Source organism: Methylocaldum sp. RMAD-M (assembly GCF_017832375.1).
Taxonomy (GTDB): domain Bacteria; phylum Pseudomonadota; class Gammaproteobacteria; order Methylococcales; family Methylococcaceae; genus Methylocaldum.
This window is the reverse complement of sequence record NZ_JAFIBZ010000032.1, coordinates 1-21,066: the sequence shown is the minus strand read 5'-3', so window position 1 is coordinate 21,066 and position 21,066 is coordinate 1. Positions and strand designations below refer to the sequence as shown.

Here is a 21,066-nt window from a genome sequence, read left to right as displayed (position 1 = left end):
AGTTGCCGGCGGCCGTTTTCGATCGGTCGCCTTATCCTGCTTTTCCTGTAAGCGCGCGGGCCAAGCGAGCATAAGCCTCCAAGCCCAGCGTTTCCGCCCGAGCCTGTGGGTCTATCCTGAGATCCTGGATTTCTCCCTCTTCAAACAGGTGCTTGAGAGCGTTTCGGAGCGTCTTGCGGCGTTGCGAGAAGGCCGCGGCAACGACCTGCCCCAAAGGCCCCGGATCGACATCCACGGGCCTGGTTTCGTGTGGTACCAGACGGACGACGGCGGACATGACTTGCGGTCGAGGAAAGAAGCTCTCGGGAGGAACCTCGAAAAGACCGTCCGCGCGACAATAGTATCGAGCCATGATGCCGAGCCGCCCATAACTCTTGTCGCCGGGAACGGCGCACAGCCTGTCGACGACTTCCTTCTGCAGCATGAAGTGCATATCCTCAATGCATTCCGTCTGCGCGAAAAGATGAAAAAGCAGGGGCGTAGAAATGTTGTAAGGCAAATTGCCCACGACACGAAGCTTTTTTCCGTAGCTTAACTCGCAGAACCGGAATTTGAGGGCATCCGCACGATGCAGGCGGAACTTGGTGTTACCCGAAAATTTTGTTTCCAGCGAGGCGGCCAAATCTCGGTCGATTTCAATAGCGTCCAAGCGTCCGCAGAGCGGCAACAACGCTTCGGTCAGGACGCCTTGGCCGGGACCGATCTCCACGAGGTGATCTTCGGGATCTGGGGCTATTCCGAGGACGATACTCCGCACGACGGTACTATCGCGCAGAAAATTCTGGCCAAACCGCTTGCGGGGCTGGTGATTCATGACATCTCACTGAGTCTGCAACGCATTCTGGACGCCATGCCGATAGCCTCATCGATTGCGGCCGCCAAGCTTCCCGCATCGGCTTTTCCTGTTCCGGCCAAATCCAAGGCCGTGCCATGGTCAACCGATGTGCGGATGACGGGTAGCCCCAATGTGATGTTCACCGCGCACCCGAAGCCCGCGTATTTCAGTACCGGCAGTCCCTGATCATGGTACATGGCGAGTACGGCGTCGGCACGCTCGAGATATTTCGGAAGAAAAAGAGTGTCCGCCGGCAGCGGGCCGACCAAGTTCATTCCTCGTTGTCTGAGCGACTCCAGCACGGGCTCGATAATCTCGATTTCCTCGCGCCCCAGATGACCGCTCTCGCCGGCATGAGGGTTGAGGCCGCAGACGAGGATGCGCGGTGCGGCAACGCCGAAGCGGGCGATCAAGTCCCGATCGAGGGTGGTGAGTACTGCGGACAACCGTTCGCGCGTGATGCTGCGGCTGACTTCGGCCAGCGGCAAATGTGTCGTTGCCAATGCGACGCGAAGACCCGGTGCGGCGAGCATCATGACCGGGTGGCCTCCGCTGATGTTCGCGATGAACTCGGTATGGCCGGTGAAGGCGACGCCGGCCTCATTGATGATTCCCTTGTGTACGGGGGCGGTGACCAAGGCATCGAAGCGCCTTTCCAGGCACGCGGTAACGCCGCTGGATATGGTTTCGAGAACATAGGGAGCATTGGCGGCATTCAATCGTCCGCAAGCCGGGTCGACGGCATTGGCCGTAGGCCACACTTTGAGTGATCCGGCTCGATGCGGCTGGATGTCGTCGGTGCCCGGCGTTCGAATTTCGAGATTAAGTCCTAGCCGCTGCGCTCGTTCCGCCAACAGCCGGGGATCGCCGATTACCGTGAGATCGCAGGCAAGTTCCCGCTGGGCGATCTGCACGCACAAATCCGGGCCGATGCCGGCGGGTTCTCCTGTAGTCAACAGTATTCTGGTGATCATTGGAATGATGGCATGAAGGACGTCGTTTCCGGTTCGTTCAAGCGAATTTCGACATAGGCCTCGTCGCGAATCCGGCGCAGCCAAAGCTCGGTTTCCTCTTCCGCTTTACGTTTGAAGATTTCTTCGCGGGCTTTGTTCTTCAACAATTCGTCGGTGTCGCTGGACTCTTGCCGTTCCAGAACTTGAAGGAGATGCCAGCCGAATTGGGTTTGCACCGGATCGCTGAGCTGGTTGACCGCTAACCGGTTCATGGCTTCCTCGAAGGGTGGAACCAAGGCGCCCGGCTGGACGAAGCCGAGATCGCCGCCCTTGATCGCCGAACCTTTATCGTCGGAGTGGCCCCGCGCCAGTGTGGCAAAGTCTTCGCCGCCTTCAATGCGCGTTTTCAAATTCAATAGCTTTTGCTTGGCGTCCTCGTCGGACAGTACTTCGTTGGGCTTGATCAGGATGTGACGCACGTGAGTTTTGGTCATGCGCTCGTCCTCGCCGCCTTTGACTCCGAGCAGTTTGATGATATGAAATCCGCTCGGGCTTCGAATAGGACCCTCGATGCCGCCTTCCTTCATCGCGGGCACCAGATCGGCAAACAGTGACGGCACCTGGCTTAACTTGCGCCAGCCGAGATCGCCCCCGCTCAGGGCTTGCGGCGAATCGGAAGAGCTGAGGGCAGCTTGCTTGAAATCCAAGCCTTGTCTGAGCTCGTCGACCAATCTCTCAGCTTTTTCTTTGGCCTTTTGCACCTCGGACGGCGACGCCGCTTGAGGGGTCGCGATCAGAATATGGCCCAGCAGATATTCGCTATCGCGATTGACATCCGATTTTCCATGGGTTTCCAGATAGTGTTGCACTTCGTGATCGCTGACCTTGATCTGGCTGTTGACCTGACTGCTTCTCAGGCGTCCTACGGTGATTTCGTTGCGGATCTGTTCGATGAAGGCGGCGTAATCGATCCCTTCTTGCCGCAATGAGCGGCGAAACTCTTCCAAACTCATGTTGTTGCGCTGGGCGATTTGCTGGACTGCCTGCCTGAGGGTTTCGTCATCGACGCGGATGCCTGCTTTTTCGGCCAAATGCACTTGAATTTTGTCGACGATCAGGCGCTCGAGGACTTGGCGGGTCAAAATTTCGTCAGGCGGAAGCTGTGTGTTGTTTTGCAGTAGGCTGGCTTTGATGGATTCGACTTTTTGCCGCAATTCGCTTTCCAGAATCACGCCGTCCTCTACGACGGCCACGATGCGATCGATCGGTCCATCGGCGAGTACCGCCGACGGCAATAGGAAAAGCGACAGAAAAAAGACCCTGCCGAACCGGGTGCTTCTGGAAAGAAAAAATGAGATCTTGAACATAGTCGGTCGTATTCGATCAATCGTTCTCAAGCCGGTAACCGCTGATGCTGCGTTGCAAGAACCGGTCTACCTGGTCGCCGAAACGGGTCAAGCCTTTCAACTCAAGCTGAACGAAGACCCCGTTGTTGGCGACATTGCCGCCGTTTACGCCAGTCCGTACGTCGTTGATGTAATGCCGTCCAATGAGACTGAAACGCCAGCAACAGGTTTCGCGCTCGATTCCCAAAAAGCTTTCCAGCGTTACCTGATCCAGCAGCGAGTATTGCCAGCGGCCGATAGCATTCCACCCTTTTGCGAAGGGCAATCGGAAAGACACATCGGTCAGGTCCAGGCGGACGAAGTCGAAGTTTTGATCGCGGCGAAACCGATAGGCGATGTTGAGCAGATGATTGTCTCGGTCGTCGTACTGCAGGGCCACTTGGCCGCGGTCGATCGTGCCGCCCTCCGGATTCCACTGTCCGCCGGTACGAAGTGACCAGGTATTGGTCAATCTGGAATAGACTTCGGCCACGAAGTTGGATTTGTCCCCGGTTTTTGCGGGGATATTGGGCAACGTCACATCGTGATCGTCGAAATAGAAAATTTCGCCGATGCTGGCCCGGAGGCGCTCCATCCCAGACACCTGGTCGATCAGTCGGGAGGTAAGCGCCAACGTGACCTGATTGGCGTCGCCTAGCCGATCGGCACCGGTAAACCGGTTCTCGCGAAACAATTGATAAAAAGTGAAGTCATATTCGCCGGTATCGAATACGGGAAGGTTTTCTTGGTTCTTGTCCGGAATGTAAAGGTAGAAGAGTCGAGGCTCCAAAGTCTGAAGCAGCGGCGTTTCGGCCAGCTCGAATTCGCGCTCGAAGAACAGTCCGCTGTCCAGGGAGAAGATCGGCGCGGTTCGGCTCAGGCTGTCATTGAGGCCGGGGGTTTGATCCTGCAGCCAGTATTGGGTGTGCTGCAAGCTCAGGCTCGGAACGACGAAACCGGCGGCGGTTCGCCAGGGGTACGAGATCCGCGGTATTACATTCAGCCGTTGGCCGGTGACTCGGCCGCCGGTGTGATTGAAATTGGCGATCTCACTAAAGCCGTTGAAGACTAAGCCGGTATTGCCCAGCCCTTGCCCGTAGTTGAAACTCACCTGCGGAAGCCGGTAATACGGTCTCCCTTCCGGGGGAATCGTGGGGTCGATCGTTTGATAGTAATCGGCCAGCGTCGAAATGCTGTAGTTCGAACCGACGTAATTCAGCTGGCCATAGCTGCGGATATGCCGCCGGTCGACGATATTCAGCGTGTTGCCCAACTCGTTCAGATAGCGATCGTCGGACACATAGTGCGCATCCACGCGGGAATACAAGTTTTCGGTGAACCGTGTATCGTTCAAGAAACCGACCTGGCCTCGGCTATCGCCTCGCACATCATCTTGGGGCATGTACTCGGCCAGCACGCGGCCCCGAGTCATTTCGGTCAGATACCGGAAATCGCCGCGCAGCAGCAGGCCGCGCTTGGTGAGGAGTCGTGGCGTGAAGGTGGCGTCATAATTGGGCGCTAGATTGAAGTAATACGGCGCCGTAAAGTCGAAGCCCCCCACCTTGGTGTTGCCGAAAGAGGGCGTAAGGAAACCGGTCATCCGGCGGTCGTCGACCGGGAAGCTCATGTACGGCGTGTAAAGTAAGGGTACGCCTTTGAATTCCAGCCAAGCGTGTTTCGCCGATCCACGGCCGGTTTCCTTATTGATCTTTACATTGCGGGCGTGAAGCATCCAATCCTGGTCGCCGGGCGGGCAAGTGGTGTAGGTGAATTTCTCGTAGCGCGATAAAGTATCGCTGTCGAAATGAGTTAAACGCGAGGTGCCTCGCGCCGGGATTGTCTCCAAAATGAACTGGGCGTTACGAAGAACGCCACGGTTCGTATCGAGCTCCAGGAAGCCGGTATCGCTGGAGAAGGTGAGTCCCTTCTCTTGATAGATGACATTGCCCTGTGCGTTCAAGGTTTCTGAAACGGTATTGTGGGTGACGAAATCCCCCCACAGCTTTTGATCCGCACGTGTCAGTTCGGCCGAACCGGTAAAGGTTGCGATTTCGTCGTCCACCATTTCGGCATAGTCGGACCGAATTTCCAACGGTTGCTGTTCACGCGCCAGCCTGTCTTGAGGAGTCAGCAGAAATTCGGTCATAGGCGCCGATTCGGACTTGCCGGCGCACGCTTGAGCCCAGGGATTGGCCGGCAGTAAGGCGGTCAAGTTGCGGAAGCGCTGTTCGTCTTCCTCGGTAATCGTGGTCGTTTCCGCCCAATTTTCGACCTTTTGGCTCTCTTCCGAGACCACGTGGGGAAGACCTTTGGGGTCGGGGCCGACTAAGGAGCAGTCCCACTCCTTGCCGGTTTCGCCAGGGCGGCAGTTCCAGCCGGGAGGTTTGGCCGCCGCGACCGATTTCGGTGGTAATGGCTGCACGGGTTGGTCCACAGGTTTCTGCTCCGCGTCTCTTTGAGACCGCGCGGGCTTGGCGGCCAGCGCCGGTTCTCGGGTCTTCGGTGGACGGACCGGTTCCGGCTCGGCAGTGGCGGGTGCCGATTCCCTCTCCTGTGTCGGCCCGGCCTTTTCAATCTCTGGCTCGTCAGGAGTCGTGGCGGCGGTATCGGGTTTGGATTTCTTGGTGATACAGACCCACTCCTTATCGTCCTTGCTGCGCTGGCAATCCCAGTCGGACGTGGCTCCCAGCAGATAGGAAGGGCTCAGTCCAAGGCACAGGATAAACACCCATCGACCACGATTGAGATGAATCAGAAACACCATGCTGCGGCTGAGGTACTTTATAACTGAGAGGCGAGTCGCAAAGTGGCTGCCACACAATTTAAGCTTGTGAACGGAGCGGCAAGAGTGGCGACAGGGGCGGAATCGCGGAAGGCATTATCTTCAGGCTGTTCTTTATGGTGAAATATCCGGTCCAATCGCCGCATTCTACCGTAAGATCCACGTTATTCGAGTACTTTTCGACACAGGGACCGTCAATATGACAATACAGAAAGATGAACGGCTCGAGGCGCTTTCCGACTGGTTGTCGAAAACCCTCAAACTTGGGGTCAGGGCTATAGAGCCCGCCTCGAGCGATGCCAGTTTTCGTCGTTATTTTCGCGCCTATTTCGATGGGGCTTCGCGCATTGTGATGGATGCGCCGCCGCCCAAGGAGAACGTGCGCCCTTTCGTCAGGGTGGCCGCGCTCCTGCGAAGTGCCGGCGTTCAAGCGCCCGAGGTGATCGCGGCCGATGTAGACCAGGGTTTCTTGTTGCTCACCGATTTAGGAACCCGATCGTATCTGGACTGCTTGAACCCTGCATCCGTTGATCGTCTCTATGAAGACGCTCTGGACGCTCTGCTGCGCTTGCAGTATGGCGTGGAACCCGAAACTTCCGGATTGCCTCCGTATGACGAACGCCTGCTCGGGGTCGAGCTGGATTTGTTCCGCGATTGGTTCCTCGGCCAACTTTTGGGGGTGGCGCTGGATCCCGAGGAATCCGTCGTCTTCGATGAGCTGAAGCGGCTTCTGATCGCATCCGCGCTGGAACAACCCCGGGTCTGCGTGCATCGGGATTATCATTCCCGCAATCTCATGGTCACCGAACGCCTCAATCCGGGCATTCTGGATTTTCAGGATGCGGTCGTCGGTCCCATCACCTATGACCTGGTCTCGCTGCTGCGGGATTGTTATGTTTCATGGCCGATTTCCATGGTGGAGGTTTGGGTGATCGATCATTACACGCGCCTTGCCGAAGCCGGATTCCTCTCTTCGGTCGGTCCGGACCTATTCCGGCGGTGGTTTGATCTCATGGGAATGCAGCGTCACCTCAAGGCGATCGGCATTTTTTCCCGGCTCAAGTTGCGCGATGGCAAGTCCGGCTATCTCAAGGATATCCCGCGTACCATGAGCTATGTGATCGAGGTCTGTAAGCAATATCCGGAACTTACCGGCTTCCTGCACTTTTTGGAAAATCGGGTCTTGCCCCGGATGACTTTGGATAAGGTGACATGAAAGCCATGATTTTGGCGGCCGGGCGCGGCGAGCGGATGCGGCCCCTCACCGACCGGACACCGAAGCCGCTGTTGACGGCAGGCGGTCGGCCACTGATCGAGCATACGATCGAATCTTTGGTCCGGAGCGGGTTCGTCGATATCGTCGTCAACACCGCCTATCTCGGAGATCAGATCGAAGCCCACTTGGGACACGGGGCCTCATTAGGGGCGAGGATAGCCTATTCTGCCGAAGGCGAGGCGCTCGAGACCGGTGGCGGTATTTACCGGGCATTGCCGCTATTGGGCGAGGATCCGTTTTTGGTGGTCAATGGCGACGTCGCTACCGATTATCCTTTCGGGCGGTTGCGGAGCCAGCCGTCCGGGTTGGCTCATCTGGTGCTGGTCCCCAATCCGTCTCACCATCCGCGGGGCGACTTCGCTTTGCATGACGGGATGGTTTTGGATTCCGTGGATTGCCGCTTTACCTTCAGCGGCGTCGGTGTTTATCGTCCCGAGTTGTTCGCGGGCTGCTCGCCCGGCAAGTTTCCCCTGGCGCCCTTGCTGAGACGAGCAATGGCGGACGGGCTGGTAAGCGGAGAAGTGTATGCGGGCTTTTGGATGGATATCGGCACCATCGATCGGCTCCAAGCATTCGATGAGTACTTGAGGTCTAACCGAAAAATGAATGCCTCGATTGGTCTGAACCTGGAGGTTTGAGATGCAGGGCAAAATGTTCCCGGAATCAGATGCAAGAGATCTCAGCAAAGAGAAACGGCTTACCCAAGTTATTTATGCCTTGCAGGCCGCGTCTTTTTTGGTTGGGATCACCTACATCGTCGCAGCGGTGATTAATTATGTGAAATGGCCGGACGTGGCGGGGACTTGGCTGGAGACCCATTTCCGTTGGCAAATCAGGACCTTTTGGTACGGCATCCTGTGGGGAATCGTGGGTGGGCTGACTTTGTTCGCTTTCGTAGGCTACGTTATTCTTACGGCCAATACGATCTGGATTGTTTACCGTATCGCCGTGGGGTGGATGGCGCTAAGCGAAGATCGGCCGGTGAGCTGACGAAATTGTGAAAAAACCTACTGCGCGGCCCGCCTCTACCTCTGCGATGCTCAACGTACTCCTTTGTACGCTGCGCTTTTCATAGCGAATATGGGCCGCTCGCGACGGGTTTTTCACAACCTCAAAGGTTAAAGTGCGTGCAGCGAACCGCTGTGAAAAACCAGTTGCCCCAGAAACTCTTCTCCCTGCTCCAGGCACTCGATCCGTGTGATTCCTGCGGTGGCGACCTTGATTCGAAATAGGTTCGACAAAGGGATGTCCAAAATATGGGCGAGCACCATGCGAATGGTGCCGGCGTGGCAAATAATGAGAATATGCTTTCCGGCGTGGCGGTTCAGAATGTCGTTCCAAGCCGAAACGATGCGGCTTCTGAATTCTGCGAGCCCCTCGGCATCGTCCGGGCGATTGGTCATCGGATCGCGATAAAAACGCTGGATCAGGCCGGGATCGTACTGAGTAATTTCCTCCCGCGTCTTCCCTTGCCATACACCGAAACCGATTTCCTTCAATCGCGGTTCGATTTCCAGTGGAATGCGGCTTCGCTCGCTCATTTCTTCGGCAAAGGCTTGGCAGCGGGCGAGAGGGGAGGTGACGATGACCTCCCATGGGTGATGCTGACCGACGGCTGCGCGCATCTGCGACCAGCCCTTGTCGCTTAGGGGATCGTCCATCTGTCCGCGGTAACGGCTTCCGCCCACGGGCTCGCCGTGGCGCATCAAGTCGATGAGAGTTGAGACGCGCTCGTCGGTAATCAAGTCTTAGCCACCTCCTCGAGACGCTGCCGAGCTCGCTTTACGGCCGCCCTGACCTGTTCAGGAGCGGTTCCGCCGAAGTGGTTGCGTGCGCTGACGGAACCTTCCAGCGTCAGTATTTCGAAAACATCGGGTCCGATCGTAACAGACAATTGTTGCAATTCGGTCAATGACAACTGGGAAAGATCGCGCCCGGTTTCGATGCCCAAGCGCACGGCTTTGCCGACGATCTCGTGGGCATCTCGGAACGGAACCCCTTTGCGGACCAGGTAATCCGCCAAATCCGTGGCCGTTGCGTAGCCCTTCTGCGCTGATTTGTACATGCCGTCACGATTCGGTCGAACGTGGGGCATCATGTCGGCAAAAGCCCGCAGGCAATTTCGTAAGGTGTCCACCGTATCGAACAGAGGTTCCTTGTCCTCCTGATTGTCCTTATTGTATGCCAAGGGCTGACTTTTCATCAGTATCAGCAGGCTCATGAGGTGTCCGAAGACGCGCCCCGATTTGCCCCGTACGAGTTCCGGTACGTCCGGGTTTTTCTTCTGCGGCATGATGGATGAGCCGGTGCAAAAGGCATCCGGCAAATCGATGAAACCGAACTGGGCCGATGTCCATAGAATCAGTTCTTCGGAGAATCGCGACAAGTGCATCATGATGAGGCTGGCACAGGCCGTGAATTCGATGGCGAAATCGCGATCGCTGACCGCGTCCAAAGAATTCGCAGCCGGTCGGTCGAAGCCGAGCAGTTCGGCGGTATAGAATCGATCAAGCGGAAAGGTTGTGCCGGCCAGGGCTGCCGCGCCCAAAGGCATGACGTTGACGCGCTTTCGACAGTCGAGCAGGCGCTCGTAATCTCTCGCCAACATTTCGCACCAAGCCAATAAATGATGGCCGAAGGTTACCGGCTGGGCCACCTGGAGATGGGTGAATCCCGGCATGATGGTATCCGCTTCGCGTTCCGCCAAATCGAGCAAGGCCTGCTGAAACCGAAGGATTTCGCCGGTGATCCGGTCGATTTCGTGGCGCAGATACAGTCGGACGTCCGTGGCTACCTGGTCGTTGCGGGATCGGCCGGTGTGCAGCTTCTTCCCCGCTTCGCCGATACGCTCGGTAAGGCGGGCCTCGATATTCATGTGGACGTCTTCGAGCTTAACAGACCAGGAAAATTCGCCGCGTTCGATTTCCGCAAGGATTTGTTCCAATCCGTCCGTAATGGTTTCGCATTCCTCTTCGTTTAAGACGCCGATCCGTTTCAGCATCGAGGCGTGGGCAATGGAGCCTCGAATATCGTACGGGGCCAGACGTTTGTCGAAGTCAACGGATGCGGTAAAAGCTTCTACGAAGGCGTCGGTGGCTTCGGTAAAGCGGCCTGCCCAAGGTTTTGGTTCGCTGCTCATCGGGATCTTGTTAAAAGAGAACGGCTTTTGTTCCAGTCATTATAACCGGAGTGGTTATTCTTCGAAGATTTTCAGTTGACTGATACGGAAAGTAAATCGCCAAGACTTGACTTAAGTCAAAAGTACGTCTACGCGGCCGTTATACAGTTCTTCGGCCTATTCGGCATACAGATCACTGAACAAATTCAATATTCAGGAGACAAATCCGATGGCCCTAATAGAGTGGACTAAAGAAGCATTTGGAACAAACGTCAGTGAAGCCGACCATCAACATCAGGAAATTTTCGCCATGTTGAACGGCTTGCACGATACCGTCGCATCGGGTGATCGGCAGGCAGTCGGGCGTCAACTCGATGCACTGATCGATTATGTAGCCATGCATTTCAAGACCGAAGAAGATTTGATGCAGGCTCACGGATACCCGGATTACGCTGCGCATAAAGCCAAGCATGACGAGCTGGTGCAGACTTGTCTCGACGTTCAGAAGAAATTCCACGCCGGAGCGCTCGACATTACCCCGGAAACGACCACGTTCGTCAAAGACTGGCTCGTCAACCACATTCCGAACATCGATAAGCATTACGGTCCGTTTTTTAACGGCAAGGGCGTTGCCTGACGCCGGCAGACAGACTTAAGGGCTGCGTTTTTCCTCATTTCGCAGCTTAAGGCTCGTCATCCTAAAGATTGCCGGCCTCGATGCCGGCAATCTTCGTTATTCATGATTTATTCACTTCGTTGCCTGTAGTAGCATTTTGGGGAGAAAATAACGAACTCGGATCTTGTAGATGACCCAATCTTCCTGCCTTCCGGCTTGGCAGTCGCTCAATCGACATTACCGTGAAATCAGCGATCTCCATCTGCGGGATCTGTTCGCTGAAGACCCTCACCGTTTCGAGCGTTTTTCGCTGCGCCTTGACGACCTGCTGTTTGACTATTCTAAGAATCGAATCGCGGAACAAACCGTGATGCTATTGCTCGATCTGGCCAGGCAAGCCGGATTGAAAGAAAAAATTGCCGCCATGTTCCGTGGCGACAAGATCAATGTCACCGAAAACCGTGCCGTATTGCACGTGGCCTTGCGCAACCGCTCCAACCGACCGATTTTCGTCGACGGCAAGGATGTCATGCCCGATGTCAATCGGGTTTTGACGCAGATGCGTCGGTTCAGCGACTTGGTGCGTTCCGGTGAATGGCGGGGATGTACGGGCAAAGCCATCACCGATGTGGTCAACATCGGCATCGGCGGGTCCGATTTGGGGCCGAAAATGGTGGTGAAGGCGCTGTTGCCCTATATGCAGCCCCGGCTGCGCGTTCGCTTCGTATCCAATGTGGACGAAGCGGATCTTGTCGAGAACCTGAAGGACCTCAACCCCGAAACCACACTGTTCTGCGTTTCATCCAAAACCTTTACCACGCAGGAAACCATGACGAATGCCCGATCGGCGCGGGAATGGTTTCTGGCCAAAATCAACGATGAAGCCGCTATTGCGAAGCATTTCGTGGCGGTCTCCACCAATGCCGAAAAAGTGGCCGAATTCGGCATCGATACCGCCAATATGTTCGAATTCTGGGACTGGGTGGGCGGCCGGTATTCGCTGTGGTCGGCCATCGGCCTGCCGATCGCCTTGGCCGTCGGCATGGATGCTTTCGAAGCACTGTTGGCCGGCGCCCACAAGGTGGACGAGCATTTCCGAACGGAGCCCTTCGAGCGGAATATTCCGGTGATCATGGGGTTGCTCGGCATCTGGTACGCCAATTTTTTCGGCGCCGAATCATATGCCATTCTGCCCTACGATCAATATCTGGAAGATTTGCCGGCCCATCTTCAGCAGGTCGATATGGAAAGCAACGGCAAGATGGTGGATATCGAAGGCCATCTGATCGCCTACAGCACCGGCCCGATTATCTTCGGCCAACCGGGCACCAATGGACAGCATGCCTTTTATCAGTTGATCCATCAAAGCCGAAAGCTGGTTCCTTGCGATTTTATTGCTGCGGCGCAAAGCCATCACGGTCTCGGCCGGCACCATGAGACACTGATTTCGAATTTCCTCGCTCAACCGGAGGCGTTGATGCGTGGCAAGACCACCGAGGAAGCGACGGCCGAGCTCGAAGCAGGGGGCGTTACCGGTGAGCAACTGACGGAACTCGCTGCTGCGAAAACTTTCCCCGGCAACAAACCATCCAATTCAATTCTTTATCGAAAACTGACCCCGGAAACTCTGGGATCGCTGATCGCCTTGTACGAGCACAAGATATTCACTCAGGGCGCGATCTGGAACATCAACTCCTTCGATCAGATGGGGGTCGAGTTGGGCAAACGGCTGGCGAGAACCATTCTTTCGGAACTGACCGACGACAGTGCGGTTTCGTCTCATGACGCTTCCACCAACGGTCTGATCAATTACTACAAGCAATTACGCTAGGGTGACGGTCATGAACCCATCCACGCGATGTATTCCCGTCAAGAGAAAACGACCCATTCGTCCTTTCTCTTGACGGAGAGCGGACCGTGCCGGTTCCGAAAATAAGGGTCTACTCTCAGGAACTACGCGTAAGTCTGATCTGATCGAATAAACAATGGACTGCACCAGGGGGCGGCGACTCTCTTCAGCGTGTTTAAAGGAGTTACGGCATGACCGACCTCAATGATCCTACGGCAAGCAATCCAAGCGTGCTAACGCCGGTACATCCGGACATCGAACGTTACTTGACCACTCTCGCCGGTTCGGCCGACACCCCGGTTCTCGTGGAGATGGAAGAGTTGGCTCGTCAGCAGAACTTTCCCATCGTCGGGCGTCTGGTCGGATTGTTTCTGAAGGTCCTCGCCAAAAGTATCGGAGCGAAGCGCATTTTCGAATTCGGCAGCGGTTACGGTTATTCCGCCTACTGGTTCGCAGAGGCCGTCGGGCCGGACGGGCGGGTGATCTGTAGCGATGGCGATCCGAACAATCTCTCCAAGGCGGAACATTTTCTCAGCCAAGCCGGGCTGTGGGACCGCGTCGATTTCCGAACCGGCTTTGCCCAGACCGTCTTCCAGGCTACCGAGGGCGAGTTCGATATCTGCTACAACGACGTGGACAAGGGCGACTATCCCGAAGTGTGGCGCCTTGCCCGCGAGCGTATCCGGCCAGGCGGGCTTTATATTGCGGACAATGTCTTGTGGCACGGCCGTGTTGCTGCCGAAAACCCCGTCGACATCGTTCCCGGCTGGACCGACGCTATCCGCGAACATAACCGACTTATCTTCAACGATCCGGAATTCGATGCGTCCATCAACCCGACCCGAGATGGCGTGGTCGTTGCCCGAAGAAAATAGAAGGCAAAACTCTTGGGATCGGTCAGATCGCGTGTGGAACTATCCATACCGACTGAGACCGATTTGGCCAACGTTTATTGCTGGTTGCATTGGTCCCTGATAAGCGTTCTGGCGCGCGTCACTTTCTGGTGGCGATATCGTAAAGTACATTGACACTAGGTTTCCTCGCTGCGAGATGTCCATCCGAGTCTTAAGCCTTGATAGTGAATACAGAGCCGTTTGTTGGACTTGAGGCATTCCTTCTGTCGCGCTTTGTGTCGGTAGATCACTATATCTGTCAGTAATTTTTACACTTCTAGCGGAAAATGTTACGTGGGCGTTGCTCGTTGCGTGTAGGTGATTGATTATAAATAATCTTTATGCTTTGGCACAAAAATCGCAGATACGTCGGTGCGATTAGGCCGACGTTGTTAAGTCAGACTTCGGCATAACATTAACTTAATACTCTGATGCTATCTGGGAGCGACATATCATGAAGATTTATTTGAAGCATATCGTAGGCGCGGCCGCGCCCCTGCTGTTTGCGCTGAGTACGTCGGCTTACGGCGGCACGGTTGATCTTTTTAGTGAGGGAAATCAGTCCGCCATCGATACTACTAGCGGGGCAGCATGGAACGGCGATTCCACGACTCTTCCCGGTACCGGGGTGGCTAGCAGCACGGGCACTGGTTTGTCGACTGTGCTGGGCGGTCAGCGTGACATTTGGGCAAACTGTATCACTGGTTGCGATGATACTGTTTCCCGGTCGTTAGCCGTCGTCAGCGGTGGTCAATTCAGATTCAGCAACGATTCGGGTGTAACGGGCGAAGCTATTGTCCAGTGGGACGGCAACGATCAGGATATCGCGCTTAATACCACAGGTTTAGGCGGGTTCGATTTAACTTCGGGCGGCACCATTCATGCCTTTCAATTAACCACGATCGAATCGGATCTCGGATGGTTCTTCCGCATCGAAGCTTTCACGGATGATGATGAGTGGACCAAAATTACGCTGGCCGCTACCTGTGTGGACGCTAGCGGTCCGCTCGATCCCGGTTGCGTACCTTCTCCGCATACGTCTACCATTCCCTTTGCGGCCTTTATGGATGGTTCTCTATGCGGATTTACCGGAACGTCGCCCTATGTAGATGGCGTAGTCGCCATCGAATGCGGCTCCGGCGGTACGGCAAATCTTGCTAAGCTTGGTGCACTACAGGTGGCACTGAATACCGGTGATGACGTTGCTGGCGGCTCGGCTCCTAGAACCGCAAACCTGGATCTACGCTTGGATAGCGTCGAAACGATTCCTGAGCCCATGACGCTGGGACTGCTTGGTATCGGCCTGGTTGCGGCAGGACTCTCTCGCCGGAACGGCAAGGTTGTCGCAGTATAACACCAACCGGTAAATGCCCGGCGTTATCGGCTGGGCTCTGGTGATAAGTTAAGCGGTTCTGTCATTGCGGCAGAACCGCTTTTTTTGTGCTTGCGGTCTGTGGACATGCTGGCTTTTTTCGGCTTTCGGCCTGGCTAAGCATTCGATGAAGGGATTGCATTCTCAATGGATTCTTTTCTTATTTACCGCCTACTAAAACACCACCATGCGGATTGTGCTTGAACGGGACGAAGCATCTTCCGACTTCGGAAGAGTTCTGTGCTGAGTCAGCGAACGCTCCGTGCGAGATTTGGCGCCAATCTCTTTTCTCAATATTGCTGTTTGAGCCCTAATTGCTCCGATTGCCCAAAAGATGCCTTACAATCATGTGACGAATCGGATTGGGGTTAATCCGGGGCAGGGATGCCCCGGCGCGGCGACAAGCCGCGTGAGCCCAGGCCGGGCTTGTACCGGCCTGGGCGGCGGCCCGAAATACCAGGAGGGTATTTACGGGCCTGATTAATAATTTCAGTCATTTTCCCAATAGGTCTTTAGCCTCTAGGTCATTTGTAAACCGAACATTGGAGATGCTTCATGACTCTTATTTCTCTCGGACGAAGATTGAAAATCCCGGTCTTTTCGATTTTGCTGCTGTTGTCTGCCTGCGGCGATATTTCTCCGGCACAGCGTCTGAAGCAGGCTGACGAGGCGCTCGCAAAAGGCGATGTGCGGTTGGCGGTTATCGAGCTGAAGACCGTCCTTCAATCCGAACCGAACAACATGCAAGCTCGGCTGTTACTAGGGCGTGCCTACGTACAGGCGGGAGATTGGGCAGGCGCCGAAAAGGAATTGCTGCGTGCCCGAGAAATGGGAGCCGGTGAAGTTGACTTGGAGCCTTGGCTGGCGACGAGCTTACTCGAGCAGGGGCGGCTTGGTGATGTCCAAGTGCTTGAAATTCCTGAAAGCGCGTCGAATGAGCTCCGAGGCAATCTGCTCGCGATCAAAGCCGAGGCATGGCTGCGCAGCGGAGAAAACTCCGAATCTGAAAAGCTCGCGCGTGAAGCCTTGGACGCAGTACCTAATTTCGCCCCTGCGCTGCTGACGATGGCTCGTCTGCACGGGAGGCAGGGGCAAATTCCCGAGACACGGGAATGGATTTCCAAAGCGCTCGCCGCCGACCTGAAATACGGGCCGGCCTGGGAGCTTCTCGGTTACATCGAAACCCAGGAGAGTCATTTTGAAGCCGCAGAGGAGGCGTATTCCAAAGCGGCGGAGGACCGCATTCTGCGTGCCCCGGCTCTCGTCGCCCGAGCCGTAGCGCGTATTCATTTAAAAAAATACGATGAGGCCGCGGCGGATCTCGACGAAGTCGGCAAACGGCTTAAGGATTCTGCGGCACTTCATTTCGCCAGGGGGCTGCTGAATTTCGAACAAAAGCGTGTCGCCGAGGCGCAGGAAGCTTTCGATGCGGCTTTGGCCGTGGATTCTTCCCATTTCCCGTCTTTGCTTTACGGCGGCGCGGCTCACGGCCTACTGGGGCATAGAGCCCAGGCAGAAGATTATCTAAGAAAATATTTGAGCCATGATCCGAGCAATGTAAAGGCTCAGTCTCTATTGGTGCACTTGGAAGTACAGAATAGCGATCCTGCCAGCGCGGAAAAGCTGGCCAGAGAGGCGCTGAAACAAGCGCCAAACGATGTCCAGGTGATGAATTTGCTGTCGGACGCTTTGAAGGCGCAAGGCAAGCAAGGTGAAAGTATTGAGTACCTGAAACAGATTGTCTCCGCGCAGCCGGAATCGGCCGAGGCACGTACACGCCTGGCCGGGGGGCTTGTTCAGGAGGACGACCTTCAGGGCGCCATGACCGAGTTGAAAAAGGCGCTGGAGCTTGATCCGGAGTTCGAGGGTGCCGTACGTGGCGTCGTGACCTTGCACCTTCACAAGGGGGAACTCGATCAGGCGCTGGATGTCGCGACCGAATATCTCAGTCGCCATTCTGATTCAACAGGGGCAAATACGCTGGTGGGTTTGGTGCATCTGGTCAGACGAGAGACCGACAAGGCGTCTGCCGCTCTGCGGCGCGCGATCGAATTGGACCCGGCTAATGTGCCGGCTACCAATGCGCTGGCGGCAATCGCCGTTCAAGAGAAAGATTTCGAAAAGGCGAGGCGATATTTCCGGCAAGCGTTGAAACATCATCCGGATGATGTGGGCGTGTTAACGAATCTGGCTAAACTGGAAGCAACCCAAGGAAACATCGAGGCCATGGCCGCGGCTCTGGAGGAGGCGGTCAAACGCGATCCAAAGGCGCTGCTGCCGCGACTGTACCTTGGACGCCACTATCTCAAAGCTAAGAATCCCAAGAAAACACTTGAACTCTTATCGGAAGTTCGGTCGACGTATCCGAAAAGCAAGGAGCTTCTGGGCATGCTGGCCGAGGCCGAACTAGCAACCGGCCGCTGGTCCGATGCCGTGTCGAGCCTGAAGAGCCTTGAGAGTCTCGGGCATAAGAAACCCGAAGTGCATTTCCTTATGGCGCAGGCCTATGACCGTCTCGGCGATCGAAAAATGGCACGCGATGCTTTGGAAAAGACTGAAGCTCAGGATCCTTCCTTTGTCCCTGCGCGCATTGCCTTGGCCCGTATGGCTATTCAGGAAAAACGCATCAAAGATGCCGAGACACGGGTAAAGGAACTGAAAAAACGTTTTGGTGGAGATGTTCCGGAGATCGTTCTGGTGGAAGCAGAACTGGCCGAGTTGGCAGGGCGCTATTCCGAAGCAGCTTCTGCATATCAGCGGTTGTTTGAGCTTGCACCGGCTAACAAAACCAGTATTAATCTTTTGCGGCTGTCGCGCGCGCGCTGGCAGGCGGGGGAAAAGGAGGCGGCCCTTCAAGAAGTGGTACAGTGGGTTGAAGAGCATCCCGATGATACAGTATCCCTAGCTGAGTTAGGACAGCTTTACATGAAGTTGCAACGCTCTCAGGATGCTGTCGCCAAATTCAAAATGTTGGCGGAAAAATACCCCAATAATTCATTATTGTTGAACAATATTGCTTATCTCATGCGTGAGACTGACCCCGCAGAAGCGTTGAAGCATGCAGAAAAAGCGCATTCTTTAGCACCCGAGGATCCGGAGGTGCTGGACACGCTTGCAATGACCCTGTTGAGCAACAAGGACACCAAACGGGCTATGGCCAATATTGATCGGGCCTTGGCTAAGCAGCCGGAAAATGTTTCTTTTCTCTTCCATCGGGCTCAAATATTAAGTGCTGATGGACAGCGTCAAGAGGCAGCGAAAATCCTGGACAAGATTCTGCAAAAGGAAGACAAATTTGCGGAGCGTTCGGATGCCGAGGCTATGCGCAGGCGCTTGGCCTCGAACCCGTAGCCGAGTAGATGTTTATTGATCGGAGTGTCTGTCACTTTGTTGTAGCGTCGGCGAGGATAGAGGGCTCAAACAAGTTGAGTATCCATATGAGCCTCGTCACGGTTACGGCTCTTCGGATTACTTCATAGCAGAGATGCAGGAGAGGATTATCGGGCATCAACGAATCTGTAGCGGCGTTATAGTACGGCAATGAGGGAATTGGAGTTATAGTGAAGGATCGATGTTTTTGATCTTTTTGGCAGGAATGCCTCCCCAAAGCTCGTATTTCGGAATTTTTGTATTCAGTGTCACAACTGAACCGGCTGCGATCGTTGAACCTTCGCCTATTTCGGTCCCGGACATTATTACCGCGTTGACCCCTACGGTAGCTCCGTTTTCAATCCTGACCTCGCCCAGGATTAGCTTGCCGCTGGTTATCGTGTGTGCCGTGATCACGGAATCTTGCCCGATAATAACCTCGTCGCCGATCGAGATGAGCTGGGGATCGACTAATCGGCCCCCCAGCGCGATATCCTTGCCGATTTTTGCTCCGAACCAGGCGGCAATCAGCGGCTTAGCGAATACCACCGAAAACGGCAAGCAGGCGCCCCGGCCGAATTCGCACACTACGGTGAACAGCTTCCAGTAAGTGAAGATCGGGTCATCCATTGAATAGCAGCCGGGCTGGAACGGCTTGATTCGCAGCATCAATCGAGCCGTCAAACCGGACAAAAAGCCGTAGGCCAGAAGAAACAGAAAAAAATCCGTGAGGACGTTATAGGGGGCCAATTCCCGGGTCAGAGGCGCGAACAGCTTGGCAACGGAGAAAAGGCTTACGGAGAAGAGCAAGGTAAGGATAAGGCCGGATAAGACGAAATCGATCGGTCGTGTTTTCATGCGAATTACCCCCGTTGGCATGAAGCGCTACGCGGCAAATTTACAAGGTCGCGATAGCAAGGTTGGAAAATTATCTCAGCAGCTCGTCCGTAAAGGCGGCGAATCTAGCAGAGGCATCGTATTCTCGGTATGCCCGTCCGAGTTTCTCTGCTGCTGTTTTGTACGATAGATTTGTCAGTATTTCTCTGACCACTTTGACGATCCCGGTGCCGGAGATCGTTCCCGCACGCAATAGGCGTCCTGCTCCATTTTGTTGCACCGCCTGCATGTTAAGGTATTGATCTAGGTTCGCGCATATGCCGAGTATCGGGACGCCTGCGCTCAATGCCTGATTGGTTGTCGGGCTTCCGCCGTTACAGATCACCAAATCGGCAATCGCTGCTGCGTCGTCGCCGGGTAAGTAATCGCTGCACAATACATTAGGTGGTAGATTCTTCAGCTGAAACCGGCCTGCCGTCGCGACAAGCAGCGTTACCGGTAGGCTCGAGAGCTCCGCAACGAGCTCCGGCAATCGGCGAGTTTCGCCGGAGCTTCCGAGCGTCAGGTAAATTATGGGTTGGTGTCTTTCTAGCCGTGACCACCAATCGGGTTTAAAGGTCTCGGGCGACCATAGGATAGGTCCGAGATAGTAGTGGTTGGGCGGTAGTTCGGTCGTGTTGACTAGCCCAGGTATATCCGCGTAAAGAACATAATCCCCATCCGTGTACGTCACTCGGAGATCCGATCCGAGCGATGTTAGCCCGAACTCCTTTCGAATCCGATTGAGAGGTAAGGTGTGGGAGGCGAATACGAGCGGCCGCATAAAATCGAAAAGGGGTTGAGCGAGCGCTGGACCGAGCAGGCGCACCATAACATGCTCGGGCACAGGGTATGTCTGGACTGCGTAGGGGCTCCAATAAATATTGGTTATGTTGGCGTAAGGGACTTTTGCGAGGCGGGCGCTTACAGTCAGTGAAAGACGAAAATCGCCGACGATAAGATCGGGGTTGACGTGCTCGATGAGCCTTAGATCGTCTTTAACATATTGCCGTAGCGTAGGTGTATCGTAAACCGGTTTACCTTTGGCAAGTGCATCGAGAAAGTCGGGGGGAGAAATTGACCGTATAGACACCTTGGCAAGCTTAGAATCTGAGAAAAGAGCATCAAAGCGGCCGTCGCAGGCGAAGTGAACATCATAGTCCCCAGAATCCAAGCTGCTGGCGAGAACATAGGGACGGGCGACGTGGGCGAGCGTCACAGCCTCGGCAATAAAGAGAATGCGTTTTTTTGGCTTGAGGTGCTGTTGAGCGCTTCTAAAAGAATCGGATTTGTCAAAAATCTTTACAGTCTTTTTCATCGATTCGGTCAGGTCACTGGACTTAGGGCGAACTGACGGTGGCTCGGGTTGGAAGCGCGGTCGGGATAGCGACAGTTCAAACCGGCTATCTCGATTCAACCTTCAGTCGAAAACAGTATTGCAGATTATCCATGGATCGCTGTGTTGTTTATTCGCCCTCAATCACTTCTCATGGATTAACATTAACCGAGAAGCGAAACTAAATTTTTGGCCAATTGGCTATTGATGCGTCGATTGTCCTGTTGTAAGGCGGCGAATTAAGGAAGGACAGCGCAATGTTAACGCCGTTGAGCGTACACCCAGGTTTGTGGTGTCGTCCAATTGGCTCGTGAGTAATGGTCAAATGTTGTGTACGGGGGTGGGCTCAGGCGGCGACTTTCTCGACGTCTTCCTGAACTCCATCCTTGAACACGACTCCCTCGAT

16 protein-coding genes are annotated in these 21,066 nt (G+C 55.1%); 8 read left to right on the top strand and 8 right to left on the bottom strand.

Features of this window, described 5'->3' with window-relative positions:
- Positions 1-31: 31 nt before the first annotated feature.
- The 4 genes from rsmA to lptD are packed head-to-tail and all read right to left on the bottom strand — an operon-like array spanning position 32 to position 5,901.
- Entirely contained in the window at positions 32-814 is a 783-nt protein-coding gene (rsmA, locus tag JOD69_RS20920) for a 16S rRNA (adenine(1518)-N(6)/adenine(1519)-N(6))-dimethyltransferase RsmA (protein WP_086134682.1), read from the bottom strand.
- Positions 811-1,809 carry a 4-hydroxythreonine-4-phosphate dehydrogenase PdxA gene (gene pdxA / locus JOD69_RS20915; protein ID WP_086134683.1) on the bottom strand — a complete coding sequence of 333 codons (999 nt, stop codon included), beginning with the start codon at positions 1,807-1,809 and terminating at the stop codon, positions 811-813. Before pdxA ends, rsmA begins: the two co-directional genes overlap by 4 nt.
- Positions 1,806-3,155: a peptidylprolyl isomerase gene (locus JOD69_RS20910; protein WP_086134684.1), complete on the bottom strand. Its 1,350-nt coding sequence runs from the start codon at positions 3,153-3,155 to the stop codon at positions 1,806-1,808. The genes pdxA and JOD69_RS20910 overlap by 4 nt, the downstream gene beginning before the upstream one ends.
- A gap of 16 nt (positions 3,156-3,171) precedes the next feature.
- Entirely contained in the window at positions 3,172-5,901 is a 2,730-nt protein-coding gene (gene lptD, locus JOD69_RS20905; protein ID WP_210024219.1) for an LPS assembly protein LptD, read from the bottom strand.
- 253 nt (positions 5,902-6,154) lie between these two features.
- Between lptD and JOD69_RS20900 the strand changes: the two genes are divergently transcribed.
- Genes JOD69_RS20900 through JOD69_RS20890 form a run of 3 tightly spaced genes read left to right on the top strand, consistent with a single transcriptional unit; the run spans position 6,155 to position 8,221 of the window.
- A complete protein-coding gene (locus JOD69_RS20900) occupies positions 6,155-7,171 on the top strand; it encodes a phosphotransferase (protein WP_077730749.1) in 1,017 nt (338 codons plus the stop codon).
- Positions 7,168-7,869: an N-acetylmuramate alpha-1-phosphate uridylyltransferase MurU gene (murU, locus tag JOD69_RS20895; RefSeq protein ID WP_077730750.1), complete on the top strand. Its 702-nt coding sequence runs from the start codon at positions 7,168-7,170 to the stop codon at positions 7,867-7,869. Before JOD69_RS20900 ends, murU begins: the two co-directional genes overlap by 4 nt.
- Before the next feature lies 1 nt (position 7,870).
- Entirely contained in the window at positions 7,871-8,221 is a 351-nt protein-coding gene (locus tag JOD69_RS20890; protein WP_205780787.1) for a hypothetical protein, read from the top strand.
- Between the two features lie 128 nt (positions 8,222-8,349).
- Here JOD69_RS20890 and cobC read toward each other — a convergent pair whose 3' ends face one another.
- Together cobC and argH are read right to left on the bottom strand one after the other, a co-directional pair.
- Positions 8,350-8,976: an alpha-ribazole phosphatase family protein gene (gene cobC / locus JOD69_RS20885; RefSeq protein WP_240502538.1), complete on the bottom strand. Its 627-nt coding sequence runs from the start codon at positions 8,974-8,976 to the stop codon at positions 8,350-8,352.
- Complete coding sequence (argH, locus tag JOD69_RS20880) at positions 8,973-10,370, bottom strand: argininosuccinate lyase (RefSeq protein WP_086134685.1); 1,398 nt, start codon at positions 10,368-10,370, stop codon at positions 8,973-8,975. Before argH ends, cobC begins: the two co-directional genes overlap by 4 nt.
- A gap of 208 nt (positions 10,371-10,578) precedes the next feature.
- On the opposite strand from argH, the gene JOD69_RS20875 reads away from it, so the two are divergent.
- From JOD69_RS20875 to prsT, 5 genes are all read left to right on the top strand, one after another.
- Complete coding sequence (locus tag JOD69_RS20875) at positions 10,579-10,986, top strand: bacteriohemerythrin (RefSeq protein WP_077730752.1); 408 nt, start codon at positions 10,579-10,581, stop codon at positions 10,984-10,986.
- Between the two features lie 169 nt (positions 10,987-11,155).
- Positions 11,156-12,796 (top strand): glucose-6-phosphate isomerase, encoded by a 1,641-nt coding sequence (gene pgi / locus JOD69_RS20870; protein ID WP_086134686.1) that lies wholly within the window; start codon positions 11,156-11,158, stop codon positions 12,794-12,796.
- Between the two features lie 209 nt (positions 12,797-13,005).
- Complete coding sequence (locus JOD69_RS20865; protein WP_077730754.1) at positions 13,006-13,689, top strand: O-methyltransferase; 684 nt, start codon at positions 13,006-13,008, stop codon at positions 13,687-13,689.
- 472 nt (positions 13,690-14,161) lie between these two features.
- On the top strand, positions 14,162-15,061 hold the full coding sequence (locus JOD69_RS20860; protein WP_086134687.1) for a PEP-CTERM sorting domain-containing protein: 900 nt from the start codon (positions 14,162-14,164) through the stop codon (positions 15,059-15,061).
- 573 nt (positions 15,062-15,634) lie between these two features.
- Complete coding sequence (gene prsT / locus JOD69_RS20855; RefSeq protein WP_086134688.1) at positions 15,635-18,430, top strand: XrtA/PEP-CTERM system TPR-repeat protein PrsT; 2,796 nt, start codon at positions 15,635-15,637, stop codon at positions 18,428-18,430.
- Positions 18,431-18,634: 204 nt separating this feature from the next.
- Here the strand turns inward: prsT and JOD69_RS20850 are convergent, their stop codons facing one another.
- Together JOD69_RS20850 and JOD69_RS20845 are read right to left on the bottom strand one after the other, a co-directional pair.
- A complete protein-coding gene (locus tag JOD69_RS20850; protein ID WP_168175439.1) occupies positions 18,635-19,306 on the bottom strand; it encodes a DapH/DapD/GlmU-related protein in 672 nt (223 codons plus the stop codon).
- 70 nt (positions 19,307-19,376) lie between these two features.
- Complete coding sequence (locus JOD69_RS20845) at positions 19,377-20,642, bottom strand: glycosyltransferase (protein ID WP_086134689.1); 1,266 nt, start codon at positions 20,640-20,642, stop codon at positions 19,377-19,379.
- Positions 20,643-21,066: the final 424 nt, after the last annotated feature.

Bases quoted from the DNA above. Each gene is read 5' to 3' on its own strand.
- rsmA (WP_086134682.1), bottom strand. From the start codon at position 814: ATGAATCACCAGCCCCGCAAGCGGTTTGGCCAGAATTTTCTGCGCGAT.
- pdxA (WP_086134683.1), bottom strand. From the start codon at position 1,809: ATGATCACCAGAATACTGTTGACTACAGGAGAACCCGCCGGCATCGGC.
- JOD69_RS20910 (WP_086134684.1), bottom strand. From the start codon at position 3,155: ATGTTCAAGATCTCATTTTTTCTTTCCAGAAGCACCCGGTTCGGCAGG.
- JOD69_RS20900 (WP_077730749.1), top strand. From the start codon at position 6,155: ATGACAATACAGAAAGATGAACGGCTCGAGGCGCTTTCCGACTGGTTG.
- murU (WP_077730750.1), top strand. From the start codon at position 7,168: ATGAAAGCCATGATTTTGGCGGCCGGGCGCGGCGAGCGGATGCGGCCC.
- JOD69_RS20890 (WP_205780787.1), top strand. From the start codon at position 7,871: ATGCAGGGCAAAATGTTCCCGGAATCAGATGCAAGAGATCTCAGCAAA.
- argH (WP_086134685.1), bottom strand. From the start codon at position 10,370: ATGAGCAGCGAACCAAAACCTTGGGCAGGCCGCTTTACCGAAGCCACC.
- JOD69_RS20875 (WP_077730752.1), top strand. From the start codon at position 10,579: ATGGCCCTAATAGAGTGGACTAAAGAAGCATTTGGAACAAACGTCAGT.
- pgi (WP_086134686.1), top strand. From the start codon at position 11,156: ATGACCCAATCTTCCTGCCTTCCGGCTTGGCAGTCGCTCAATCGACAT.
- JOD69_RS20865 (WP_077730754.1), top strand. From the start codon at position 13,006: ATGACCGACCTCAATGATCCTACGGCAAGCAATCCAAGCGTGCTAACG.
- JOD69_RS20860 (WP_086134687.1), top strand. From the start codon at position 14,162: ATGAAGATTTATTTGAAGCATATCGTAGGCGCGGCCGCGCCCCTGCTG.
- prsT (WP_086134688.1), top strand. From the start codon at position 15,635: ATGACTCTTATTTCTCTCGGACGAAGATTGAAAATCCCGGTCTTTTCG.
- JOD69_RS20850 (WP_168175439.1), bottom strand. From the start codon at position 19,306: ATGAAAACACGACCGATCGATTTCGTCTTATCCGGCCTTATCCTTACC.
- JOD69_RS20845 (WP_086134689.1), bottom strand. From the start codon at position 20,642: ATGAAAAAGACTGTAAAGATTTTTGACAAATCCGATTCTTTTAGAAGC.